The organism is Methylomonas stagni, assembly GCF_050154735.1.
Lineage (GTDB): Bacteria > Pseudomonadota > Gammaproteobacteria > Methylococcales > Methylomonadaceae > Methylomonas > Methylomonas koyamae_A.
In genome coordinates, this window is record NZ_CP189557.1 from 258967 (window position 1) to 282309 (window position 23343).

Consider the following 23343-nt stretch of genomic DNA (forward strand, 5'->3'; position numbering starts at 1 on the left):
GGCGCGGTGCGCCGGGTTGTTTGGTCAGTCACATCGAGGAGTGCAGTCTTAATGGTTACCGATAACAACCCCTATCGGCATTTTGAGGTCCGGCACCAATTACGCAACCGGATCAGAATTGTTACGCCGGTGTTGGTCGGCGATCCCGAGCGTAGTTACATTTTCGAAATCCTTCTTAAAAAAAGACCGGAAATTAAGCGAGTACGCTCGGTAATTGCGATCGGTTCGGTTGCAATCGAATTCGACTCGAGTCGGCTTCCGGCTAAAAATCTGTTGATTTTGTTGGATGCGGTTCTCGGCAATATCGCCAGTAAGCGGCGGCTCGGCGTAGCCGATAAGAAAAAATTGCCCGAGGGACCATTGGCCGACATCGATTTGGCGGTGGAAGGCATGAGTTGCGCGTCTTGCGCGCTGTTGATCGAAATGGTCCTGAATCGCGACGAGCGGATCAAAAAGGCCAGCGTCAATTTCGCCACCGAAACCGTCAACGTCCAAGGTTGCTTGACCAAGGCCGATGTCATCGCAACCATCGAAAAACTTGGCTACAGCGCCTTGCAGGTCGATACCCTCTCGCAGCGGAAAAAATTGATCGAAAAGGAGTTGCAAAGAATTGACGTGGCCCGGCGTCGATTTGTATGGGCAGGGCTGCTGACCGCGCCGGTGGTGGCGGTAGCGATGACGATGCGCACCGGTGTTTGGCTGCACTGGTTGCAATTTGCCCTGACCACGCAAGTGGTGTTCGGTACCGGCAGCCAGTTTTTCGTCAAGGCCTATCGGCTAGCCAAGCAGGGCGCCGCCAATATGGATAGTTTAATCGCACTCGGCGTCGGCTCGGCCTATGGTTACAGTTTGCCGGCTTTGTTTGGCCGACGTAGTCACGTCTATTTCGAGGCGGCGGCGGCTATCGTCACCTTCGTGTTGCTCGGGCGCTATTTAGAGGAGCGCGCGCGCGGCAAAGCCGGCGAGGCGATCCGCAAACTGGTGGATCTGCAACCCCAAACCGCAACCTTATTGACCGAAAGCGGCGAAGAGCGGCGGGTGGATGTCGACGAGATTCAAGTTGGCGATGTGTTGTTGGTGCGCCCCGGCGAAAAAATCCCGACCGACGGCGTCGTCATCCACGGCATTTCCACGGTCGATGAATCGATGATCACCGGTGAAAGCATGCCGGTCGTCAAAGTGACCGGCAATACGGTGATCGGCGGTTGCGTCAACGGCAACGGCGTATTACAGGTACGTACCAGTGCTATCGGTATGAATACCGTGCTGGCCGGTATCGTGCACATGGTCGATCAGGCGCAAGCCGCCAAGCTGCCGATCCAAAAGCAAGTGGACAAGATCTCGGCGGTGTTCGTGCCGGCCGTCATTGGCTTGTCCGCGCTGACGCTGTCGGGCTGGTTGATCGCCGGCGCGCCGTTCGGGATGGCGTTCGGCAACGCGATTACCGTGCTGTTGATTGCCTGCCCCTGTGCGTTAGGATTGGCGACGCCGGCCGCGATCATGGTCGGCACCGGACAGGCGGCCAAGCAGGGGGTCTATATCCGCAACGGCGAGAGCCTGGAAATCGCCAGCAAATTGAACGCCATCGTATTCGATAAGACCGGGACCATTACCGAAGGCAAGCCTAAGGTCGTCAAAATCCACAAAGTCTCGCGCATCGCCGAACACAAACTGCTGATGCTGGCGGCTTCCGCCGAAAACAATTCCGAACATTTCCTGGGTAAGGCCATCGTCAAACATGCCGAAGAACAGGGAGTGGCCTTGCACGACTGCGCTTATTTTTACAGCGAGACCGGGCACGGCATCCGCGCCGAAGTTGACGGCTACAAGTTGCTGATTGGTAACCAGGCCTGGTTGCAAAGTCATCAGGTTGAGGTTCACGGATTGGCGGAGCCGGCCGATACCGCCGCCGCGCTGGGACAAACGCCGGTTTTCATGGCGGTTGACGGCAAGGAAGCCGCGGTATTCGCGATCGCCGATACGCCGCGACTCGAAGCTGCCGCCGCGATCGAGCGTTTGCATCGGATGGGTATCAAAACCATGATGGTCACCGGCGACACCGAAAAAACCGCCTACGCCATCGCGTTTCGGGTGGGAATAGCCGACGTGGTGGCACAGGCCAAGCCGGACGACAAACTCCGGATCATTCGGCAATTGCAGGCGGACGGTCTGAATGTCGGCATGATAGGTGACGGTATCAACGACGCGCCGGCATTGGCTGCCGCCGATGTCGGTTTCGCGGTCGGTGGCGGTACCGACGTCGCGATAGAATCCGCCGATCTGACGTTGGTGCAAGGCGACATCGGCAAAGTTACCGACACGATAGAACTCAGTGCCTTCACGATCAGCGTGATTAAACAAAACCTGTTTTGGGCATTCGGCTACAACACCATCGCCATCCCGGTAGCGGCAATGGGCAAACTCAACCCGATGATCGCTGCTGCGGCCATGGCATTGAGTTCGGTGTCGGTCATCGTCAATTCACTCAGACTCAGCAAATAAATGGACCACCAAATGCACGGCATGGATCATGCGATGCATGGCATGACGGAGATGGCCGCCGCTAGCGGTTTCGACTATACCCTGGCATTCGCGGCAGGCTTTTTAGGTAGCGGACATTGTCTGGGCATGTGCGGGGCCTTGGTATCCGGCTTTTTCATGAAGGCCGGCAAAAGTCGAAGCTATTGGCCTTATCTGGCTTACCAAGTGGCCCGTATTACGGTGTATGCGACGATAGGCATGGCCGCTGCGACCCTGGGTGTCGTGTTGATATCCAGCGGCTTGTTCGGCAAGATTCAAAGTGTGCTGCAAATCACGATGGGCTTAGTCGTCATTGCGTTGGCGATGGGGGTTTTGGGTTGGATACCCTGGCAAGGTTCGCTTCGATTAATCCCGTTGGGAATGTTGCGCAAGGGTTACGCCACGGCGAATCAACGAGGACCTATTGTCGGCTCGATCATCGCCGGACTGTTAAACGGCTTGATGCCATGCATGCTAACCTTCGCGATGGCCGTCAAAGCCACAACCGCGACGAGCGTGCTGGAAGGGGGGCGTTAATGTTGGCGTTTGGCGCCGGTACCTTGCCGATGATGCTATTCATCAGCGTGGCATTCGGCAAAATGAGCGCGAAACTGCGCGGTTTCATGTTCAAGGCCGCCGCCGTGATTATGCTGGTGATGGGCTTGAACACGATCAACAACGGCGTCAGCTTTTACATGGACCAGGACTTCGACCACAGTCATTTCCTGTTCTATCTACAAACCCAGCTCGATCTGGCGATAGCGTTTCTAAAGAACATGATGGACTACTTGTCGAGCATGATAGACAGCATACGCAACAAGTAGCACGCCGCAAAAAATGCTGGATTACCTCGCCGTTTTTTGTATAATGGCGAGCCAATTTGCTGGCGTAGCTCAGTTGGTAGAGCAGCTGATTTGTAATCAGCCGGTCGCGGGTTCGAGTCCCATCGCCAGCTCCATATTTATCAAAGGCTTAGGTAGAAATACCTAGGCCTTTTTTATTGTGCTGACCATAAAGTGTCCACTTTTTTTCATTGGGTTAGCTTAATGCCAATACAGGGAAATTAAGGGGGGCGAGGAAAAGAATGATTTGTTTAAATAGAAAGCGAATTGCTGCTATTTTGAGTGTAGACAAACATCTATATATAGTTTGCGAATGGCAAAAAAATGCTATATATTGATTTCTAGCACTCTGATTGTAAGAGTGCTAACGCGTTGAGAGTAATCCGCCAGAGGTTGCAGCCTCTAGCGGATCGGCAGTGACAAAACTTTAATCAGCGTACTGCCACCTAATACTGAAAGGCGGCGAATCATAGTTGAATTGCTTTGATTTTTCAACCATTTTTCCCGCGTTGGATTCTTGCGCTGATTCCTTTTTTAAGGAATTTAAAATGAGTAATACAAATAAGCCCGGTGGAAACACCGGTAAGAACGGCGGCATCTTTCAGGAAGTCGGTCCGCGGGGTGGTCGAAAAGACAACTACGCGGCCGTTCCTGATAATAAGACGCTGCCACCCACTTCTAAACCCGGTCATTCTTGGGAGCAAATTAAGCGTACTCCTGATAGTCATCGGAAATAGTAGTGGTTTAAAGGCGGTCGTAAGACCGCCTTTTTATTTGCTTAGATGATGTGTTGGTCGTTTCGTTTAAGGAGTTGTGATTATGAAATGTCCGTCTTGCGGCGCTGCCGAGCTGGTGGGGGATACCCGAGACATGCCTTACATCTACAAAGGCGAGTCTACGATGATTCCCGACGTAACCGGCGAATTTTGCCCGGCCTGCGATGAAGTGATTACAGATGCCGACGAATCCCGGCGCACGATGGCTTTGATGATTGAATTCAACAAGCAGGTCAATGCGTCGATTGTTGACCCCAGCTTTATTGCCAGCGTCCGCAAAAAATTGGCACTCGACCAAAAGGAAGCATCGGAGATTTTCGGTGGCGGTATCAATGCCTTTTCCCGCTACGAGAACGGCAAAACCAAGCCACCGCTGGCGCTGGTCAAACTTCTAAAAGTCCTAGACCGACATCCGGATTTGTTGGACGAAGTTCGGACGGCTTAGCCTAGTTTTGGGCGTTGTCCCGTGGGACACTGGCGGGACACCCAGAGATAAAAAGCCGCAGTCATTGAGCGTAAGCGTTGCTCTTAGATGCCTGTAACATCGGCAACAGCTCTTTAATCTCGTCCAGGCTCAAATATTTCAGCTCGAACTCGTCAATTTTAAGCTTCTTAACCTTGCCGACAGGGTTAGGCTCCAACCAGTCGCCCGAGCGCCCCAGTTCGTTAAAAAATCGCGTTTAGATAAGTCTGCTCGTGATTGATCGTATTGGCCGACACGCCGGAAGCCAAGTGCTCGTTGCGATATGCTAAAAACAAATCCGCGTCGATCTCGACGGCTCTTGGATTCTACAACCGGCCGCACATGTTCTGGATCATCAACACCCGGTTTTCGCCGTCCTTCAAATGCCGGCCTTAAGACTGGTACCACGTGTCCATCTACTCCGACAAACGCCGGCTATCCTTCGATTGCTGCTCCCCATCCGGTCGATGGATCTTGTTCGCCTTAACCCAAGCCTTCCAACGCAATGCCTCCGCCTTCGTCGGAAAGCTCTTCCGATACTGCTTACCGCTAACCCCGTTCGGACGAATATCGGCAAACCATTCGCTCGAATCCTGTTTCCTAATACTCGTCGTGTAAGAAGGTTTCCCAATCCAACTTAAAGCAAGCCGACTAAGTTGCCATACTCCGAACTGGCAATGATTTGTTGCGCGCCTTTTTTATACACGTCGACATGATCGGTATCGTCCAGGTCGTAATCTTCGGGGCTCTCATAATCCAGGCGGAACAATTGAATATTCGGCAGCTTTTTGCAGATATACCTCGCAGCCATCTCCTGAACCGTGGTCGATTCGTCGCGCGCTTGATTTGCGATAAATTTAATCGCTTGCCCGATGTCCGATATACCCTTGGATTCGCTATACGGCGTATATTTCGTTTTGCTGCCTGTTCCCAACGAAATAATAATTACCTCGTCGTGCTCCCAGCCTTGCGCTAGAATTTCCGCTAACACAAAGTCCAGCGTGCAATTCTGTGTGCCTTGTCCGCCGTCTTGAAACGATGCGCCTGCTTCCGGATAACTGTTGGGCGGAGTGCTGTTGTCTAAACGTGTCCAGGTGTAATTTGGTACATTGATCTTGCCAAAATAATAAGCGGCCGAAAGTGCCGACCATGCCACTGCATCGGCAAGCCGAATGGCTTGATCGTGTGGGTCATAAGACTTAATGAAGTGTGTTCGATGGCTGGAGAGGTTATAAGCCGTCGTCATCAGCCTCAAAGTGTTGGGCAACTGGCCTAGCGTAACATTGGCATTCTGAGATGCCGAAAAGCTTTGCAAAATAGCATTCAACTTATTGATGAAAGGCTGCCGTTGAAACTTTGGCTTTAAAAATCGGGTGTAAATCGGATTTTTGCTATTATTGAAAAGATCGACACCGTCAATCGAATAAAACTTATCAATATTCGCCGCATCGACCCCAGCAGCCACAAAACCCGCCATAATCGCGCCGGTGCTCGTGCCGCAGCACAAAGTCAGCATGTCCCGCAGCAGAAAATGATTATTGCCGTGTTTCGCTCTTAAATCGGTTTCCAGTCGATGTAAAACTATGGCGGGCGTAATCCCCAAAATGCCGCCACCGTCAACTTGCAAAATTACTCTTTTAGCCATGACCCACTCCCCTTATTAGTGTTGTTGGAAATTAGAATAAATTTATTTTGCGAGGCTTGCCTTATTGATTTTTGAATCAAATAAGATTTCCGGTCTCTATCATGAAGGCTTGTTCGACAGCAATCACTAAAGAAGCTGGCAGTTATCGCTCAGCCGTTTCTAATACGTCCATTTTAATCAAGCGAGTGTTACGCAATTATGACTAATATAAATCCTTCCATTTGACGCCAACCGCGCCTCGTACCATTTATCCACTAACCCCGGAAGCCGCCGGCTACCCTTAGGAGGTGGTTCCCAGTGCGGCCGTTGCGTCTTGTTCGCCTTAACCCAAGCCTCCCAACGCAAGGCTTCCGCCTTGGTCGGAAAGCTATTCCGGTACCGCTTCCCGCCAACCCCGTTTGGGCGAATATCGGCAAACCATTCGCCGGATTCCTGCTTTTTGATACCCACAGTTATGCGTTGGACTAATCGGTTTTGTGTTCAATCAATGTCGGTTGTGTGCCTGATGGGAGTTCTTCCGCTTTCGATTGAGTGCGCCAAATAATATCCGCAATTTCCCGAATGCGATCAACAAGCGGTTTCGCATCATCACCGAGTTTACCAGTTACGACTCCAGCGTCCCCTATTAATCCCCAAAAACGATCTAAATCGGATACTTTTTTGTGCAATTCAGATTGCAAATTTTCTAAACGTTTCAGAAGTCTTTGGCGGTGATCATTTTCGAGATCCGGTGCTTCAGCTACAGCGTTTCGCAGTTCATTTATGAGTGTTTGGATTCGGTCTAGGTCTCCTTGTGTAAATTCATAATGAAAAACGTTGCTAAGCGATGTTTTAAAGTGTGATCTTAATCTCTCAAAATGGAGCTTTGTAGATTCCTTATTGCATCTTTCTTTTAGGTCCATGATTAATTGAAATATATTTGACTCATCTTGATTTTTATCCCCGCTTAACTGGAAATAGTTAATTTGAAAAGGGAGGATTTCGACCTCTATTAATTCACTTAATAAAGCATAGGCTTCAATTAGATTAAGGTAGCTTTCCGCAGAAAATCCTTCTGGTTCGTTATACGAAATATTTGATAAGGTAATGTTGCATAATTCTATTGTTCTATTAATTGGGTCGTTCTTTAGGTTAGAAATAAAATCATCTGAAAATAAATTCATTGCTTTTCTCGAAAATTTTGTTAAACAAGTTTAGGTAGCAGGCTAAGCTGCTTGCTGTGTATCAAAGCTTATGATCGTCCTTGGCTGAATAACAGCAATTCCATTTCGCTAAAGCCTTAGCTGCCGTTACCCAGCCTTTTCTAGCTTTTGCAGGGGGTCCTCCAGTTCGGGGCTGATTTGTCCGGCTTCTGGATTGGTTTTTTCCGTGGCTATCCATAATGCGTATTCAGGCCATAGCTTGAATACTGCTTCCAAATGTTCTTCAGCGGCTCTAATTGGATCTTTGCGCTTGATATTTGACCATTTTGCACGGTCAACGCCTGTCGTCTCTTCCAAAATTTTTGAAGCTTCCCTTTTAAAGTCAATTACCTTGAAAAGTCGTTGGCGCAAGGTTTTTATGGTGGCGTGCAAGCATAGTCATCATGTTTTGGCTGTAACCCAACAAGCACTAATACTAACCCAAATGCCTGAAAACATGGAACAAGCCCAACAGCGGCCCTTATCGGCTTTCGTCTCGGTCATGCATCGGGCACGCTTCCACGAGATAACCGGCATCCTCTCCGGCGTCCTCGAAGGCTGGGCGAATCGCGGTTATATCCCGATTGTCGCGCTTGGAAAACACAAGTTAATCAACATGGTAGAGCTAACCCAAACCAGCAAATCTCGATTCGTGTCCAATGCCTGTGATGCAATCCATGACCCAGTTGGTTCTGGCCGCGCTGGTGCCGTTCGACGGCGAGCGGCCTTGGCCGCGCAGTTCGGCGACGATGGCGGCGATCAAGTGGAATTGGATGTTTTCCGGATTCGGCGGCAGGTAGCGTTGGGTGCCGGTTGGAGTCTCCAGCTCGATCGGCGTGAAGGCGAAAGTCGAGAAGCGGATCGTGCCGCTAGTGCCCAGAATTTCGACGCTGTCGCTGCGGCTGGCGTCCGTGGCGGCGAAAGTCCAGAAACCCGTGCCCAGTGCGCCGCTTGCGAATTTAAAAGATGCCGCGACGGTGTCTTCCGCCGGATAAAGTCCGCCGCGATTTTCGGCACAGCCTTGGGCGTCGACGATAGCGCCTAGTAAAAAGTCCAATAGGTCCAAGCTATGGCAGGCCAAATCGAAGAAGTAACCGCCGCCGGCCACGGCCGGGTTTACCCGCCACGGCAAGCTACTTGGATTGCGGTCGGCCGGGCGCGGCGATTGCACCAGGCGCACGTTGACCGCCAATACCGTGCCGATCGCGGCGGCATCCAACAGCGCTTTGACTTGCAAAAAATACGGTAAGGCTCGCCGGTAATAGGCTACGAATAGCGGCAGGCCGGCGGCGCTGGCGGCTTGGTTCATGGCCTGGCATTCGGCGTAGCGGCAGGCCATCGGTTTTTCGACGTAGACCGGTTTACCGGCTTGCAAGGCCAGCACTGCGTATTCGGCGTGGCTGGACGGTGGCGTCGCGACATAAATGGCGTTGACCCCCGGATCGGTCATCAGCGCCTCCGCATCGGCATACCATCGCGGGACACCGTGGCGCGCCGCGTAATCCGCCGCCTTGCGGGCATCGCGGCCCATCACCGCCACCAGCCGCGACTGCTCGATCTTATTGAAGGCCGGCGCGCTTTTGCGTTCGGTCACCGCGCCGCAGCCGATCATGCCCCAGCGTACCTCGTCGAGAACGATCCCCATCGCCGCGAGAACTAAACCGCCGGACGGCGTTTACACCGGATATTCGGCGTAACGAGGCAGATCGTCGCCGTCGCACGACCAGTCGGCGCGCGAATCCCAGAATATCCGCGCTTGCGGCTGAATCGGCGCGGCATCGTCCAGTGCGCCGGCCGGAATTACCACGCCGTTCAATTCCGGTACGAAGCGCGCCACCGCCGCGCCGCATTCGCTGCAAAACTGGCGGGCAAAGCGTTGGGCGTCCGGCACTTTATAGCGCTTCAGCAAGCCTTCGCCTTGAGTGAAACTCAGCGTTGCGTCGCCGATGATCAGATTGCTGGCATGGCCGGTGCCGCTGGCCTTGCGGCAGCGGCGGCAGTGGCAGTGGTAAAAACGTTGCGGTTCGCCGCGCACTTGAAATTGCACGGCGCCGCACAGGCAACCGCCGTTTAACGTGACTTCGGACATTGGACCTCCGGAAAATGACGATGGCCGGGCGGCGAATTCGCCCGGTCGTCGCAGTTGGACTGACAATCAGAATGCACTTTTGATCACGCCGCCGTCAACCCGCAACGCGGCGCCGGTGGTCGCCGCGGCCAGCGGGCTGGCCAGATAACAGACTAGCGAGGCGACTTCGTCGGTCGTCGCGAAGCGTTTGATCAACGAAGTCGGGCGGACGGTTTCGAAAAATTGTTGTTCGAAGGCCTCGAAGCTGATGCCTTGTTGCTCGGCCAGTTGGTTGACGAAATCGCCAACGCCGCGCGAGCGCGTCGGGCCGGGCAATACCGAATTGACGGTAATGCCGGTGCCGGCCACGTGTTCGGCCAAGCCGCGCGCCACCGCGATCTGCGCGGCCTTGGTCATGCCGTAATGAATCATTTCCGCCGGGATTTGCACGCCGCTTTCGCTAGAGATGAACACAATCCGGCCCCAGTCGGCGGCGCGCATCGCCGGCAGATACAGTCGGGCTAGGCGCACGCCGCTCAGCACGTTGATTTCGAACAACCGGCGCCAGTCGGCGTCAGGAATGTCTTCGAAGGCCACCGGTTCGAATATGCCGAGGTTGTTGATCAAAATATCCACCTGGGGATGGGCGGCCAGCAAGGCGTCCGCCGTGTCGGCTCGCGACAAATCGCCGGCAAAGCCGAACAACTGGTTGGCGGCGCAGGGCGCGAGTTCTTCGATCGCCTGCGCCACCGACGCCGCCGATCGGCCGTTGACGATGACGTTCGCGCCTTCGCCGGCCAGCGCCTTGGCAATGGCGAAGCCGATGCCGGCGGTGCTGCCGGTCACCAACGCGGTTTTGTCGTGTAATTGCAAATCCATGAAGACTCCTGATCGATTGTGCTGATGGTTCTGACTGGCCGAGACTAGCCGATTAATATTGCAAGCAGGGGAAATCGATATAGCCGGTGGCGCCGCCCGGTGTGTACCAGTGGGCCACGTCGGCTTCCGGATTCAATGCCGCGTTCCGGGCAAAGCGTTCCACCAGATCCGGATTGCTGATGAACGGCCGGCCGAACGCGATTAGGTCGGCCGCGCCGGAAGCGATGGCTTGCTCGGCGCTGGCTTGATCGTAGCCGGAGTTGCCCATCAGCGGCCCGTGGAAATACTCGCGGAATTCGCTCAAGGTCATCGCGCTGCCGAGTTGGTGAAATCCAAAGCCCAGGCCGTCCATCACGTGCAAATAGGCTAGGCCGAGTCGGTCGAGTTGTTGAGCGACGTAAGCGAACTGCTCGCGGTAATCGGCCGACCCCATGTCGTTGAAGGCGCCGTTGGGCGACAGTCTAACGCCGATGCGGTGCGCCGGCCAGACCGTCGCGATCGCGGCAAACACTTCGCCGAGCAGGCGATAGCGGTTGGCGATGCTGCCGCCGTAGGCGTCGTCGCGGTGATTGGTTTTGGATTGCAGAAATTCGTCCAACAAATAGCCGTTGGCGGCATGGATTTCGACGCCGTCGAAGCCGGCTAGCAAGGCGCGTTCGGCGGCGCGGCGATAATCCTCGACGACGCCGGCCAATTCGGCGGTTTCCAGCGCGCGTGGCGTTTCGTAAGGCTGTTTGCCTAGCGGCGTGTGAATGTAATCGCCGTTTAGTTTTATCGCGGACGGTGCGACGGCCGGTTGTCCGCCGTGAAAGCTGCTGTGCGAAGCCCGGCCGCAATGCCACAGTTGCATGAAAATCCTGCCGCCCCGGCTGTGTACCGCGTCGGTCACCTGACGCCAGGCTTGCGCCATCGCATCGCTGTAAATACCGGGCGTATTCACCCAGCCCAAGCCTTGTTCGGAAATCGATGTCGCTTCGCTGATCAGCAAGCCGGCGGAGGCGCGTTGCCGGTAATATTCGGCCATCATGACATTGGCCAGCCGTTCCTGGCCGGCCCTGGCGCGAGTCAACGGTGCCAGCACCACGCGGTTGCTCAGCGTTAAATCGTGCAATTGAAAGGACGTTAATAGTTGCTTGGACATGGCTTACTCCTGGCTTAGATCGTGTTGGTCATAGAAAGCGGTATTTGGGTTCAATTCATTCCGCCGTTGGCGCGTAATACCTGGCCGTTGATCCAGCCGCCGTCCGGGCCGGCCAGAAACGCGACGACGGCGGCAATGTCGTCCGGCGTTGCCAGGCGTTCCAGCGGCGGCAACTTGCGTAAGCGTTCGACTTGCTCGGCGGTCTTGCCGTGAAAGAACAATTCGGTATCGGTCGGTCCCGGCGCGACGCAATTCACGGTAATATTGCGGCCGCGCAATTCGTTGGCAAAGGTGCGGGACAGGGCTTCCACCCCGGCCTTGGCGGCGTTGTAGACCGCATAGCCTGGCAAAGCCAGGCCGATCGCGCTAGTCGAAAAGTTGACGATGCGGCCGCCATCGTTCAAGTGTGTCGCCGCCAGGCGCAACGTGTTGAACGTGCCTTTCAAATTGACCGCGACGATGTCGTCGAAGCCGGCGTCGTCGGTTTCCGCCAGCATTTGCAATTTCATGATGCCGGCATTGTTGACCAGCACGTCGATGCGCCCCAGCGCTTGCTCGGCGTTGGCGAATAACTCGGCGACTTGCGCCGGATCGCTGACGTCGGCGGGCAAAGCCACCGCTTGCCGGCCGATCAGGCGAATTTGCGCGGCGACCTCCTCGGCGGCCTGGGCGTTCGCGGCGTAATTGACCGCGACGTCGAAGCCATCTGGCGCCAGACGCAGCGCGACGGCCTTGCCGATGCCGCGCGACGCGCCGGTGATTAACGCGATTTTTGCCATCCGAACCTCCGTTTTGCGGCGCCAGCGCGCCGGTTGCAATAGACGGAATTCAGTATATTTTTAGGATTTAATCGGATAAACGGGCAAATGCCGATAACACTGTTCAAAATTTCTAACTATTCATACGGCGTTGCCCAATCGCTTTTTCAGGAAACCAGTCCTCCAAGATGAATCAACTCGACGCGATCAAAATCTTCGTTCGGGTCGCGGAAGCGGCCAGTTTTACGCAGGCCGCGGCGGATTTAGGCCTGCCCAAGGCCTCGACCTCGCTGGCCGTGCAATGGCTGGAAAACCAGACCGGCATCCGCTTGCTGCACCGCACCACCCGGCGAGTGCAAATGACCCAGGACGGTCAGGTGTTTTACCAACGCTGCCTGGAATGGCTGGCCGACGCCGAGGAACTGCAAGACATGTTCCGGATCGATCCGGCCGACGTGCGCGGCCGGCTGCGGGTGGATATGTCGGTCGGCGCGGTGGCCGGCATCGTGATGGCGCGCTTGCCGGAATTCATGGCCCGCTATCCGAACGTCGAAGTCGAACTCGGCGCCACCGACCACTTAGTGGATATCGTCGCCGAAGGCTTCGATTGCGTGATGCGGGCCGGCACCATCTCCGACTCGCGCTTGGTGGCTCGCCGCTTGGGCGCCTATCGGCAATTGAATTGCGTCAGTCCCGCGTACGCCGCCGTCTACGGCATCCCGCAAACCCTGGCCGATTTGGCCGAACATCGTTTGATACATTACGCCTTGAGCCTGGGCAGCAAACCCGCCGGCTTCGAATACGTCGATGCCGCCAGCGGCGAGGTCCGCAACCTGCCGATGGCCGGCAATTTGACCGTCAACAGCTCCATCGCCTATTTCTCCGCCTGTCTGGCCGGTTTGGGTATGATTCAGGGACCGGAACCCAACCTGGAACCCTACCTGCGGCGCGGCGAGCTGATCGAAGTCTTGCCGGACTACCGGGCCGAACCGCTGCCGGTCACGCTGCTATACAGCAACCGCCGCCACCTGTCCCGGCGCGTGCAGGTCTTCATGTGTTGGCTGGAAGGCGTTATGACACCGCATTTGCAAGCGCTCGCGCCCTCGCGGCCCTAACGATGGCGGGATTGCCGGCGCCGGACTCGTTCGATCGGCGCTTGGCCGAAGCCGATGCGTTGCTTGGGCGTGTTGCAGCTTTCGGCGCAATGGTTACTAAGCAGGCGCAATCCATGGACTTGGGCGGCGAGCAACCCGGTTAAGTTACGGATTAACCGTTTGTCCCGAGCACGGTCGAGGGGCGAAGGGTTAAACCGTCCGCAGTTCGACAAGCTCACCACGAACGGTTTAACTTATCGGCATATGGGCGACTATTTCGGCTATGTCACCGGCTTAGACGGTTTTCTCTGGGAAGGCGCCAACAATCCGGACTTCCCTGATCGCTAAGCGGACGTCAAGCCAGCCATCGAGACGGCCGGCTGCGGTGAAGCCGCGTAACGCGGCATGCCGCTAACCTTATTGAGCCGGCCCTTAAAAGTTCAAACCTTGTGTGCTTATCGAAAGATTGGCCGTCTTGCCAGAGGCGAACGGCCGTTTAGACTTCGCGAGGCCGGAATAACAAACACCCAGGAGACCTTATGACTGTTAAACGTATGGACAATGTCGGCATCGTCGTGGCCGATCTCGATGCCGCCGTTGAATTTTTCTTGGAACTCGGCCTGGTCTTGGAAGGGCGTATGAACATCGACGACGAATGGGCCGGGCGCGTCACCGGCTTGCGCGGCCAGCGCGTCGAGATCGCCATGCTGCTTACGCCGGACGGCCACAGCCGCATCGAGCTGGCGCGCTTCGACGCCCCAGCCGTCGCTGCCGATCACCGCACCGCCCCGGTCAATGCGTTGGGTTATCAGCGCGTCATGTTTGCCGTGGATAACCTCGACGACACGCTGACCCGGCTTGGTCGGCTCGGCGCGACCGTGGTCGACGAGGTCGTCAACTATCAAAACAGCTACCGGCTCTGCTATATTCGGGGTCCCGAAGGCATACTGCTTGGCTTGGCCCAGCAACTTGGGCAACAGACCGATCGAGAGAATCCGCTGGCGGATAGCGGTTGAGCTGGCAATCCGCCGATTGGCGAAATACCATCGGGGAAAAGGGACAGAACGCCAATGATGCGACCGTTCATTGGACCAAGCGCTTTGCGGAATCCGCGTGTCCTGCGGCGGATGGGAGGCGGAATGCGCCGCTTCGCTTTTCTAATGAATGACTGGTTTCCCCCTTAAAGCAGCCCTTTAATCCCAGCCGTTTGATTACACTTTCAAAGTGGCTGTAGGGCGGATAAGCGTAGCGTCATCCGCCAAATCGGTTAAACTCTTTTCATGTCAAACTATCGACGCAATCGCGTTCCTGGCGGCACCTATTTTTTCACCGTTAACCTGCTCGAACGGAAATCGACGCTGTTGATTGAACATATTGCCGAGTGGCAGGAAGCGGTGAGAATGGCTCGGGAAAAGCCGCCATTTCATATCGATGCCTGGGTGGTTTACCTGCTACGCGGCACATATGAATTACATCCGTTACAACCCTGTGAAGCATAGTTGGGCGATTACCGTTAAGGATTTAAATGGCATAAAGGCCATTTCAAGTTTTCACCGCTCGGTCAAAATGGGTATTTATCCGTTAAATTGAGCGGGGTTGGACTTGGTATTTTTGGGGGCGGATGAATCGGACAATTGACGGTTTTATCGGCGGATGACGCTTCGCTTATCCGCCCTACGGCCCTTAAGCGAAGCCACCGAACCGTGATAAAAAACTATGTTTCAAAACCGCCAACGGGCGGCGCGTCCCTTACCGTAACGTTGGGCAGAGTTTAACATTGCTAACCCAAAAACCAACTCCATTAGAAAAGCTGTCTGACATAATAAAAAGCAGGCTGACCCGACACTTCATCCGTACAGGCTCTTGGGCTAGCTGAGAAGAGTCTGCAAGCGAGTTTGTTGGAATGCTCATTCTTGGTTGACACAAGAGCTTCAACGTATAAATGAGGAATACCAGCACGCTTAAAACCATTGACAAGCTCATCAAAAGCCTTTTGCGTAACCTCCTTGCCATAGCCCTTTGAGCGATCTGAAAAATCCACGGCATATCCAGTGTTGAAGCACATATGACCATCTATTGGGTCTACCGGAATGAATGTCGTAGTAGCGACAACTTTGCGATTCTTGATTAATGCGTAAGTGAGTCGTGCTTCTCCGTTTAGGCTATCACGCAGCATAAGAAGATCGGAATGGATACTTCCTTTCTGAGGCGCAATGTGTCCACCTTCGAGGGCTTTTTGGAAAAATACTAGCCCATCCATCGGGTTTGTCATTTGTACAGTCATGGTATTAACCTTGTCGCCCAACGAATAAAGTTAAATGCTCACCAGAGCCTTTAATTAAAACCGACCAATTCAAAGAGATTCTGCTGATATTGAAAAATTATGGCATTTCCTAACGAAAAAGACATATTTTCATGAATTTTTCAGCACTTATTTTTCTTTGGAATGACAATATAACTCACATTAATCAAATCGGTCTCTACTCCGCATTTAACGCCGCCAATCACCGGAGAGCCGCACCAGCGGTGAATCCGCGTGAATTGGCCTTGTTATGAATTCAATATTGATTGAATTCATTTCGATCAATATCACTTTTAGCAATATTTATTAACTCTCCAATTAAGTCTGGAGTGCTTGAATGTTTTGCATCCAACACATCTTCCTGCGATGCAGTGTAAATATCTCCTACGCCATCTCCAGATTTAGATATGTAAATTCTGTATTGTCCATTTTCTTGAACTTGATAAACTTTTAATTCATAGGTACTGCCATGTGCAGAGTGCGATTCCGTCTTTACGTTAACCATATGTGTAAACATTAATATTCTCCTTAGTATTCATAACTATTGATTATCAGGCAAATCTGCCCATATAACCTGATATTACCCGACTTTTCAGGCACTTTTGCCTGCGTATTAAATTCGCCGCTGACTTTATCAGGTAGGTGTTTTGTGTCAAGCACCAAATTGCCAAGCTTATTGGACTGTGCGTCGCGTGATGCGGTTGAAACATTATTCCTTGCATACCGAACGTAGTTACTGCGATTGGATCGAGCAGTTCGTCAAGTTTCACCGGGTGACGGAACGGCGGACGCTAGGGTGGGCACGGCTTTTGTGCCCACGCGAAGCTAATCGGTGGGCAATTTTGCTCACCCTACATTTGTTCGGCTTGGGGCGCGAGACCACTCGCAAGAATCCGCTGACGGATGGTCGCGGAAATTGTCCAATTCCTTGGACGCATCGGATTACTCGGAGGTGATGGGAATGAACCGGGATGCCGGGAATAACCGCCGTGCAATTTTTGCCGATTTTTTCAAGCAGGATGCCCGAAAAAGTCTTTCGGAAAAACGCTCGGGACGGGTTTATTAAACCCGTCCCGCTCAAGGAAATGCATCGATCACGGCCAATATTTTTTGTGCCTTACCGAAGTTTACGAGATAAACTCATAAAGCCAAGCGCGGATAAAAATAGTACGGCTGTTGGCGGTAAAGGCACAACACTAGCCTCAATATGGAATGAATATTTATTTTCGGCTGTCATTGAATATGACGGTGAGCCACCTATCCACGTAACGTTCGGATAAAAGCCAAAAAATTGCATTTCATTACTCGTAAAATCAACCGATAAGGATTTGCCGTCAAATGCTCCGGATATTTTAGGTGCAAATGGGTTATCCAATCTAAAGCAAGCGCATATTGTGCCGGCAGGCAAAGAAAATGCCAATTCATTTGGAAAAACCCCATCCCGTAAGGTCTGTGCTGGCAAATCCAGAGTAACGTTCCGGCCGCTTGGCAGAATACCCGGCGAGACGTTAATCGCTTCTGTTTCTAATGAATAGAGATAGTTGCGCCCCAGTATGACATTAATATTGCCGCTCAAGGAAAAACGCTCGCTCGGGTGATAAATTGCTTCGGGTTTTGGCTCGCCGAATGGTATTCCTGAGGACAAGTTCGGTATTTCACCCGTTGAATTTGGAAGAATTTCAACCCAAGGAATATCTTGAACCCAGCTCGTCGACGGATTTATTTGTAATGTAATAACCTGTGTCGCATAGCTAAGATTGGGAGCAAATAGCCAGGCAAATATTAAAATCGCACTGTTATATAGATTTCTTGTTTTCATATTTTGATATCAATCCTTTTAGTAGCGGTCCAGCCAAATACGAAAATTGCTAAAGTTAATTGCACAAGATAGTAGTCTCAACTTACGAAGGTTGTAATACCGCGACTATCATCGTTCCGAGTGGATTGGCGTCGGGGCGGGATCGGGTGATGCCGCTAATACGACTGTAGGTCAAGCTTTGATCGTCCAAGTTAAAAGGTGCTAGGTAGCCTCGGCTTGGAAGACGGTTAAGCTCAAAAGCAGGCTGATGGCCCAATATCTATTTCTATTAGTCACCTTAAATGGTTCGTCTATAGCCAACACTTGAATGTGTTGGGCTAGCCTTTTGCCATTATGCGTCGGCAACTACCGAACACTTTGGGGTCTAACGAGCCTTCAACGCTGCTTTTCAGCATGATGACCAAAATATCAAATTTTGTAAAGCACTTAAAGTTATTTGATGTAAAGGTTTCATGACAATTCTTGACATTACAAAATCTGATTCTGCTAAACCCTCGGCAATGGTATATCTACGAGCATTATGGTCAATTTCACCCGCAGATACGGGCCGCTTTCGGTGAGTATTTCGCCGTTGGCATTATGACTGCAGGTGTCTCTTCGTGGCCGTATTGAGCCGCCGTATAACCTCAATGACACCTGATGACGATCGATTGATTTCCAATATTCCGATCAAATCGCCGCTCTAAAACCGAAATACCGGAAAAGTTCAACAAGTTCAAAAACGCTACAGGCTGATCTTCGTTTCGGTCGTGAACCGGCGCGCTAAGGTTGGTTAGTCGGCATTCCACCAGGCCGAGGCAATCGGACTGAATTCGATTGTCGGCATCCGCGAACCGGCCGGAACGTTTATGATTCCTTCAAGGTCGTTTGTCGCTAGATTTTTAGCCATGCTTGGGCGGACTCAAGCTATTGGTCCAGATGTAAAATTTTCTGATATTTCAAACTGCACCGCTTCGGACGGCTATCGCCATCCGTCCGAATCGTCGGTCAGGAAAGTTCAGGACCCGCGCATGCCAAGCTTTGCTATCCGCGACGTTTTAAGCCCAGCAAACCCAAAATGGCTGAACCAAACAACCAGGCCGCGCCAGGTACAGGCACTTGGCTGATCGTAAACACTTCCATGGCACCGTAGCTGACATTGACGCCGTTGTAGTGTGAACCGTCGATAATGGAGTTTCCGCTGGAAGTATTGGTGTAGGTCGCCAGGTATGAATAACCATTATTCAAACTGCTATCGACAAAGATATCGTAGCCGCTACCAAAACTTGGGCCATACGAGCTTTGGTTGAGTGTTATATACGCACCAAGTTGTAAAAAAAATTGACTATCGCTTAAGTTGAAAAGGAATGAGCTAGTCTGAGAGGGGTTGGTATGAGCGACAGAATTCCATGATTCGGGATTGTAGCCACCGATCACCGCGGTATTTCCATTGTCTTCCGCTGCTTGCATCACCACAAAGGTCCGGCCTTTATTGTCGACCGCATTGTGGAAATCAACGGAAGTGGCGCCGGGTGATTTAGTGAATATATTGGTCAACGCGATAGGGCCTTCGCCAAGCTGATTTTCCAGTTGACTCAAATAGGTTTCGGTCAACAGCGAACTGCCGCCGACAATGATAGCCGCCTGGGCTGGCATAACCGATGCCGCCAACAACACGCCTGACAGGCAGACTGTCGTCATCATGTGGTTTTGATGCTGCATAATCTTGAACTCCATGGTTAAAAAGGGGAAACCCCTGTTAGTCAGCAAACTCTGTGCCTTCGGAAAGTATGCTAAAAATCAATGAATTAAAAACGCCGTATCAAGCTTGCGTAAAATTTATTGACAATTTTAAATGCTATAACGAGCCCATTTATCCAACAAGTCTTTAAGGACGCTCCGAACAAGTCTGGGTGGGCACGGTTTTGTGCTCACGCGAAATTGATCGGTGGGCAAATTCGTCCGCCTGTTTCCAAGTCCCTTAATGCTTGCCAATGGGTTTCAACATCGACTGCCCCGGCAATTCAGTCAATCTTGACGCTGTTTAAAGCGGATATTTGCTTTGATCGCTTTGGGTTTGGGGGCAATCAACCGTTGCTCCGGAACGGAATGATCCTGGGAGATAGCGATTTTCATGGAAGGCGACCTTTCAGGAATATTTCATTTATAACAGACCGACCTACCAAATCCGGTAGCCGAAAAAACGGCGCAAGCGACCAGATAGCCTTGCCAGCAATTCTCAAAGCCTTGCGCTCGAAGTTCCGAATAATAAACGCAAGGTTCCGAGCCTTGCCCGCAACGCTAAATGTCTTGCGCGCAATGCTCAGCGTGATAAACGAAAGGCGCCGAGCCTTGCCCGCAACTCTTAAAGCCTTGCGCGCAACACTCCGAGTGATAAACGCAAGGTTCCGAGCCTTGCCCGCAACACTAAATGTCTTGCGCGCAATGCTCAGCGTGATAAACGCAAGGTTCCGAGCCTTGCTCGCAACGCCAAAAGCCTTACGCGCAAAGCTCCGAGCAATAAACGCAAGGCGCCGAGCCTTGCCCGCAACGCTAAAAGCCTTGCTCGTAAGCCAAAAAGCCTTGCGAGCAAGCCGCAATGCCAAACGCAGCGCGGAATTCGAACGGGCGGGCTAGTGCGGCCGCCGGCGAGCGGTTTGCGCAGGTTCGGTTCGCGGCTGGCCGGTGTCGACGGTATCGCCGCAAACCGGCTGCCCTTGGTCGGTAAGCGCGGTTCACTGGCGCGGCACTTTAACTTAAATTTAATGGGGTATTCAGCTTGAGCTTATCGCCGTCGAATAGGATTTTGGCTTCCTAATCTTATTCGTTCAGGAGAACAAACCGTATGAACCCCGCCTTATCCGTCAGGCTATTCAGTTTTCTTACCGTGTTGGGCCTGTCGGCCAGCGCCGTTGCCGCTACCACCGTGCAAATCGGTCCCAGCGGTAAAACCTTCGCGTCGGGGGCCGTCGCTTGCGCGATCAATCCGGCGACCGGCGCCCAAGCCGCTACGATCCAAGCGGGACTGTTCAATCCCAGCGCCAAAACCACGGCCACGGTTCGCCTCAATGGCGGTACGGTCGCGAAAGTGACCGCGGCTCAGCCCGCCGTGCCGGTTTGGCTGGCGGACGGCAATAACAGCGTGGTGGTGGCTCTGTCCAAACGGGTTGCCGACACCTATACGTTCACGGTCCAAGCGGATTTCTGCAGCCTGCCGGATACCTCGGGCAATACCTTCAGCAGCGACGGCACCTTAGAGTACGCGGCTAGCGGCAAATCCTACGCGCTGGTCAGCCCCGGTTGCGCCTTCAATCCGGCCACCGGCAATGCCCAACCCTTTGTTAACCTGTTCGATAACGGCACTTATCTATTGAACGTGTCGATCAACGGCACGCCGTTAACCCAATTGAACGGCACCACCCGTAAAGCCGTGCCGGTGTTTTTGGGCGCGGGCCCGAACGTGATCTCGGCCGCGAACGGCACGCTGTCCACCGACTACTACATCCGCGATGGCGGCGACGGTACCTGCACTCTGCCGTAAGCCGCCGCTCGTATCGATTTGCAAACCTCGTTATCCACTTTGCCGCCCGGGATGGGCGGCTTTTTTTGCTCGAAATCCGGCCGCCGTGCGGCGCCGGCCGCCTTGTCTTCCGCGCTCTTGGAGTTAGTCAAAGCCTATCGGCCATGCGGGTCTGCTTGCGACTAAAGCCATTAGGCTAAGCAACGGCGTAGCGTACCCTGTTTTAGTCAACGCCCGCGAAACCCGGATACTCCAGCAAACGACAGGCGTATGGCCTAAACTTGGCGCATGAATCTACCCGTATTGTTTTTCATCGCCGGTCTGCTGGTATTGCTGATAGCGTTTTGGCGGCGTTTACGGCGTTCCGCCCGTGCCGACTATATTCGTACTTACCGTTTTCCGCCGGCGCTTTACGACAAGCTTCGCAAGCGCCGGCCGGAATTGGCATTAAAGGATTGCCAGTTGGTGGGGCGGGCCTTGCGGCAGTTTTTCCTGGCTTATTTGCTGGGCGGTCGCCGTTACGTGTCCATGCCCTCGCAAGTGGTCGACGATCTCTGGCATGAATTGATTTTATATACCCGCCATTACGACAGTTTCTGCAAAAAAGCCTTTGGCGGCTTTCTGCACCATACGCCGGCGGTGGTGTTGAGCCGGGATAAACAAAACAACAGCGGTTTGCGCCGAATTTGGTGGCTGACTTGCCGCGACGAGAATATCGATCCGCGCAATCCCAGTCGTCTGCCGTTGCTGTTTGCTATCGATAAAAAACTCCAGATTGCCGACGGCTTTGTCTATGTGCCGGATTGTCGCGGCGTGCGGCGCGAAGACGATACCGGCGGAGGGACGGCCTACTGCGGCGGGGATTTCTCCAGCAACGATTTCGACGGCTCGATCGACGGCTTCGGCGACGGGTCCTGGAGCGGCGACAGTAGCGATGGCGGTAATGGCGACGGCGGCGATGGCGGTTGTGGTGGCGGCTGCGGCGGCGGCGATTGACGCGGCGATGGCCGACGGCGGCCAGTGCTCGACGAGTTGTCGCCCCGCTTTTTCAACGGAGGAAGGCACTTGAGATTGAAACCATTCGCGATGCCCATGCCGAATAGCGTCGTTCCTTAGGTATCTGACCGAGACTTTGGAGGTCGATCATGCCGAACTTTTCCGGCTTGCCACGCATCGGTGGACAGCATCGGGCCGTCAGCGCGGGTAAAGCGCGGCGTTGCGGCCTTCTTCAGGCGTTCGCTTGCCAGGACGGTGTTTCGCGATGACAATTCCCGCCGAGATGACCTCTTTACTACCCCAACAAATCGCGCCGGTTGATCCCCGTCAACGCGCATTGACCGAGACCTATCTGGCCAGCCGGATCGATGCGCTGGCGCGTTATTTTTTAGGGTTGCGGGCCGAGATCGATGCCCAATTGGCGCTTAGTCTGCCCGACGCCGCCGGTAAGGCCTATCCCTACGGGCGTTGCGAGGAAATTACCCGCGAGGTGTATGCGCTGTTGGCGACCCGGCTGCGATTGGCCGAGACCCCTGTCGAACGCTGGCTACACGAATTTATTGCCCACGGCGGCTTCGTACGCTCGGTATGGGGCGTGTTGCGCGAGCAATATTTCCAAAATGCGTTGCAAGTGGGCGGATTGTATGTGGATGTCGCCAACGATACCGTCGATGTCGCCAAACCGCCGGTGGAAATCCTGCCGCTGGAAAGCAGCGGCTTGCTGGCGGTGCGCGATCTCGCGCATTTTCGCCGTACCGCCGAAGCGTATTGGGGCGCGACGGTTTACGCCAATCACGTACTGCCGTCGTTGGCGCCCTTGTTGCCGATGGTGTCGGTCAGTCCCGGCCGGCTGCGGCCCGGATTGCAATCGGCCTGCGATTACATGATCGCGCTGATGTGCCGCGATGGCTTCGAGCAAGCCGAAGCCTGGCTGCGCGACGGCCCGCCGCCGCCGGCCGAATTGGCGGCGGAACTGCTGAACCAGACGCCGGCCGATCTGCGGCCGTGGACCGAGCGGGGCGGCGACGAGGCAGTTGCCGCCTGCCGGCGCGCCCGACTTGGTGCTTGCGCCGCCGATGACCGCTGGCGCCAGGCGCGGGTGTTGGACTACTTGCGTTCGTTGCAAAGCCCGCCGGTCGCGAATCCGGCACCGTCGGCCGGCTGATACGCGGGATTTGTAAGCGCGGACAGGGGCAGGGCGGCGATAGCGCGCCAGTTAGCTGAATTCCCGTGAATTTAGGGCTTATCGAGTGGCCTTTAACGGTTTTATTGTCCCGCCCCCCTCGGCTCCGCTCGGGGCAAGCCTCGATTGCCTTCAGTGCAGGCCTCTGTTCCGCTCTGGGCCAGTCTGGTTTCGTTC

Annotated in this window: 23 protein-coding genes, 1 tRNA gene and 2 pseudogenes; 12 read left to right on the forward strand and 14 right to left on the reverse strand. The window is 53.9% G+C overall.

Going from position 1 to position 23343, the window contains the following annotated elements:
* Positions 1-51: 51 nt before the first annotated feature.
* The 4 genes and pseudogenes from ACP4CD_RS01205 (at position 52) to ACP4CD_RS01220 (ending at position 4583) form a co-directional block, all read left to right on the forward strand.
* A complete protein-coding gene (locus ACP4CD_RS01205) occupies positions 52-2502 on the forward strand; it encodes a heavy metal translocating P-type ATPase (protein WP_426993050.1) in 2451 nt (816 codons plus the stop codon).
* A 126-nt stretch (positions 2503-2628) separates the two neighbouring features.
* Positions 2629-3344: pseudogene (locus ACP4CD_RS01210) on the forward strand (sulfite exporter TauE/SafE family protein).
* A gap of 58 nt (positions 3345-3402) precedes the next feature.
* A tRNA-Thr gene (locus ACP4CD_RS01215) sits at positions 3403-3478 on the forward strand.
* Between the two features lie 703 nt (positions 3479-4181).
* Entirely contained in the window at positions 4182-4583 is a 402-nt protein-coding gene (locus tag ACP4CD_RS01220; RefSeq protein WP_064028737.1) for a type II toxin-antitoxin system MqsA family antitoxin, read from the forward strand.
* A gap of 221 nt (positions 4584-4804) precedes the next feature.
* Here ACP4CD_RS01220 and ACP4CD_RS01225 read toward each other — a convergent pair.
* The 9 genes and pseudogenes from ACP4CD_RS01225 to ACP4CD_RS01265 all read right to left on the reverse strand — a co-directional run.
* Positions 4805-4915, reverse strand: a pseudogene (locus ACP4CD_RS01225) (phage integrase); the annotation flags it as partial.
* A gap of 323 nt (positions 4916-5238) precedes the next feature.
* On the reverse strand, positions 5239-6246 hold the full coding sequence (locus ACP4CD_RS01230; RefSeq protein WP_426993051.1) for a patatin-like phospholipase family protein: 1008 nt from the start codon (positions 6244-6246) through the stop codon (positions 5239-5241).
* A gap of 464 nt (positions 6247-6710) precedes the next feature.
* The gene (locus ACP4CD_RS01235; RefSeq protein ID WP_426993052.1) at positions 6711-7409 is read right to left on the reverse strand and encodes a hypothetical protein; all 699 of its coding nucleotides are present in this window, start codon (positions 7407-7409) and stop codon (positions 6711-6713) included.
* A 126-nt stretch (positions 7410-7535) separates the two neighbouring features.
* Positions 7536-7820 carry a DNA-binding protein gene (locus tag ACP4CD_RS01240; RefSeq protein ID WP_426993053.1) on the reverse strand — a complete coding sequence of 95 codons (285 nt, stop codon included), beginning with the start codon at positions 7818-7820 and terminating at the stop codon, positions 7536-7538.
* Between the two features lie 232 nt (positions 7821-8052).
* Positions 8053-9072: a Gfo/Idh/MocA family protein gene (locus ACP4CD_RS01245; protein ID WP_426993055.1), complete on the reverse strand. Its 1020-nt coding sequence runs from the start codon at positions 9070-9072 to the stop codon at positions 8053-8055.
* Between the two features lie 30 nt (positions 9073-9102).
* Entirely contained in the window at positions 9103-9516 is a 414-nt protein-coding gene (locus ACP4CD_RS01250) for a GFA family protein (protein WP_313729805.1), read from the reverse strand.
* A gap of 66 nt (positions 9517-9582) precedes the next feature.
* Positions 9583-10374 (reverse strand): SDR family NAD(P)-dependent oxidoreductase, encoded by a 792-nt coding sequence (locus ACP4CD_RS01255; RefSeq protein ID WP_426993056.1) that lies wholly within the window; start codon positions 10372-10374, stop codon positions 9583-9585.
* Positions 10375-10426: 52 nt separating this feature from the next.
* The gene (locus tag ACP4CD_RS01260; RefSeq protein WP_064028752.1) at positions 10427-11515 is read right to left on the reverse strand and encodes an alkene reductase; all 1089 of its coding nucleotides are present in this window, start codon (positions 11513-11515) and stop codon (positions 10427-10429) included.
* A gap of 50 nt (positions 11516-11565) precedes the next feature.
* Positions 11566-12294 carry an SDR family oxidoreductase gene (locus ACP4CD_RS01265; RefSeq protein WP_426993058.1) on the reverse strand — a complete coding sequence of 243 codons (729 nt, stop codon included), beginning with the start codon at positions 12292-12294 and terminating at the stop codon, positions 11566-11568.
* Between the two features lie 167 nt (positions 12295-12461).
* Here ACP4CD_RS01265 and ACP4CD_RS01270 point away from each other — a divergent pair, with 167 nt between their 5' ends.
* From ACP4CD_RS01270 to ACP4CD_RS01285, 4 genes are all read left to right on the forward strand, one after another.
* The gene (locus tag ACP4CD_RS01270; protein ID WP_426993059.1) at positions 12462-13388 is read left to right on the forward strand and encodes a LysR family transcriptional regulator; all 927 of its coding nucleotides are present in this window, start codon (positions 12462-12464) and stop codon (positions 13386-13388) included.
* A 63-nt stretch (positions 13389-13451) separates the two neighbouring features.
* Positions 13452-13715: a hypothetical protein gene (locus ACP4CD_RS01275; RefSeq protein ID WP_426993061.1), complete on the forward strand. Its 264-nt coding sequence runs from the start codon at positions 13452-13454 to the stop codon at positions 13713-13715.
* A gap of 191 nt (positions 13716-13906) precedes the next feature.
* Complete coding sequence (locus tag ACP4CD_RS01280) at positions 13907-14383, forward strand: VOC family protein (protein ID WP_426993062.1); 477 nt, start codon at positions 13907-13909, stop codon at positions 14381-14383.
* A 264-nt stretch (positions 14384-14647) separates the two neighbouring features.
* Positions 14648-14866 carry a hypothetical protein gene (locus ACP4CD_RS01285; protein ID WP_426993064.1) on the forward strand — a complete coding sequence of 73 codons (219 nt, stop codon included), beginning with the start codon at positions 14648-14650 and terminating at the stop codon, positions 14864-14866.
* A gap of 302 nt (positions 14867-15168) precedes the next feature.
* On the opposite strand, the gene ACP4CD_RS01290 is transcribed toward ACP4CD_RS01285, so the two are convergent.
* A complete protein-coding gene (locus ACP4CD_RS01290; RefSeq protein ID WP_426993066.1) occupies positions 15169-15651 on the reverse strand; it encodes a hypothetical protein in 483 nt (160 codons plus the stop codon).
* A gap of 274 nt (positions 15652-15925) precedes the next feature.
* Positions 15926-16186 carry a hypothetical protein gene (locus ACP4CD_RS01295; RefSeq protein WP_426993067.1) on the reverse strand — a complete coding sequence of 87 codons (261 nt, stop codon included), beginning with the start codon at positions 16184-16186 and terminating at the stop codon, positions 15926-15928.
* A 178-nt stretch (positions 16187-16364) separates the two neighbouring features.
* Between ACP4CD_RS01295 and ACP4CD_RS01300 the strand changes: the two genes are divergently transcribed.
* Positions 16365-16625, forward strand: coding sequence for a hypothetical protein (locus ACP4CD_RS01300; RefSeq protein WP_426993068.1), 261 nt, complete (start codon positions 16365-16367; stop codon positions 16623-16625).
* A 161-nt stretch (positions 16626-16786) separates the two neighbouring features.
* Here the strand turns inward: ACP4CD_RS01300 and ACP4CD_RS01305 are convergent, their stop codons facing one another.
* The 3 genes from ACP4CD_RS01305 to ACP4CD_RS01315 form a co-directional block, all read right to left on the reverse strand.
* Entirely contained in the window at positions 16787-17488 is a 702-nt protein-coding gene (locus ACP4CD_RS01305) for a hypothetical protein (RefSeq protein WP_426993070.1), read from the reverse strand.
* Between the two features lie 1023 nt (positions 17489-18511).
* On the reverse strand, positions 18512-19204 hold the full coding sequence (locus tag ACP4CD_RS01310) for a PEP_CTERM-anchored TLD domain-containing protein (RefSeq protein ID WP_426993071.1): 693 nt from the start codon (positions 19202-19204) through the stop codon (positions 18512-18514).
* Positions 19205-19599: 395 nt separating this feature from the next.
* The gene (locus ACP4CD_RS01315) at positions 19600-20073 is read right to left on the reverse strand and encodes a hypothetical protein (RefSeq protein WP_426993073.1); all 474 of its coding nucleotides are present in this window, start codon (positions 20071-20073) and stop codon (positions 19600-19602) included.
* 239 nt (positions 20074-20312) lie between these two features.
* Between ACP4CD_RS01315 and ACP4CD_RS01320 the strand changes: the two genes are divergently transcribed.
* From ACP4CD_RS01320 to ACP4CD_RS01330, 3 genes are all read left to right on the forward strand, one after another.
* Positions 20313-21008, forward strand: coding sequence for a hypothetical protein (locus ACP4CD_RS01320; RefSeq protein WP_396643500.1), 696 nt, complete (start codon positions 20313-20315; stop codon positions 21006-21008).
* A gap of 267 nt (positions 21009-21275) precedes the next feature.
* The gene (locus ACP4CD_RS01325) at positions 21276-21983 is read left to right on the forward strand and encodes a glycine-rich domain-containing protein (RefSeq protein ID WP_426993075.1); all 708 of its coding nucleotides are present in this window, start codon (positions 21276-21278) and stop codon (positions 21981-21983) included.
* Between the two features lie 265 nt (positions 21984-22248).
* The gene (locus tag ACP4CD_RS01330; protein ID WP_426993077.1) at positions 22249-23148 is read left to right on the forward strand and encodes a hypothetical protein; all 900 of its coding nucleotides are present in this window, start codon (positions 22249-22251) and stop codon (positions 23146-23148) included.
* The last annotated feature ends 195 nt before the right edge of the window (positions 23149-23343 follow it).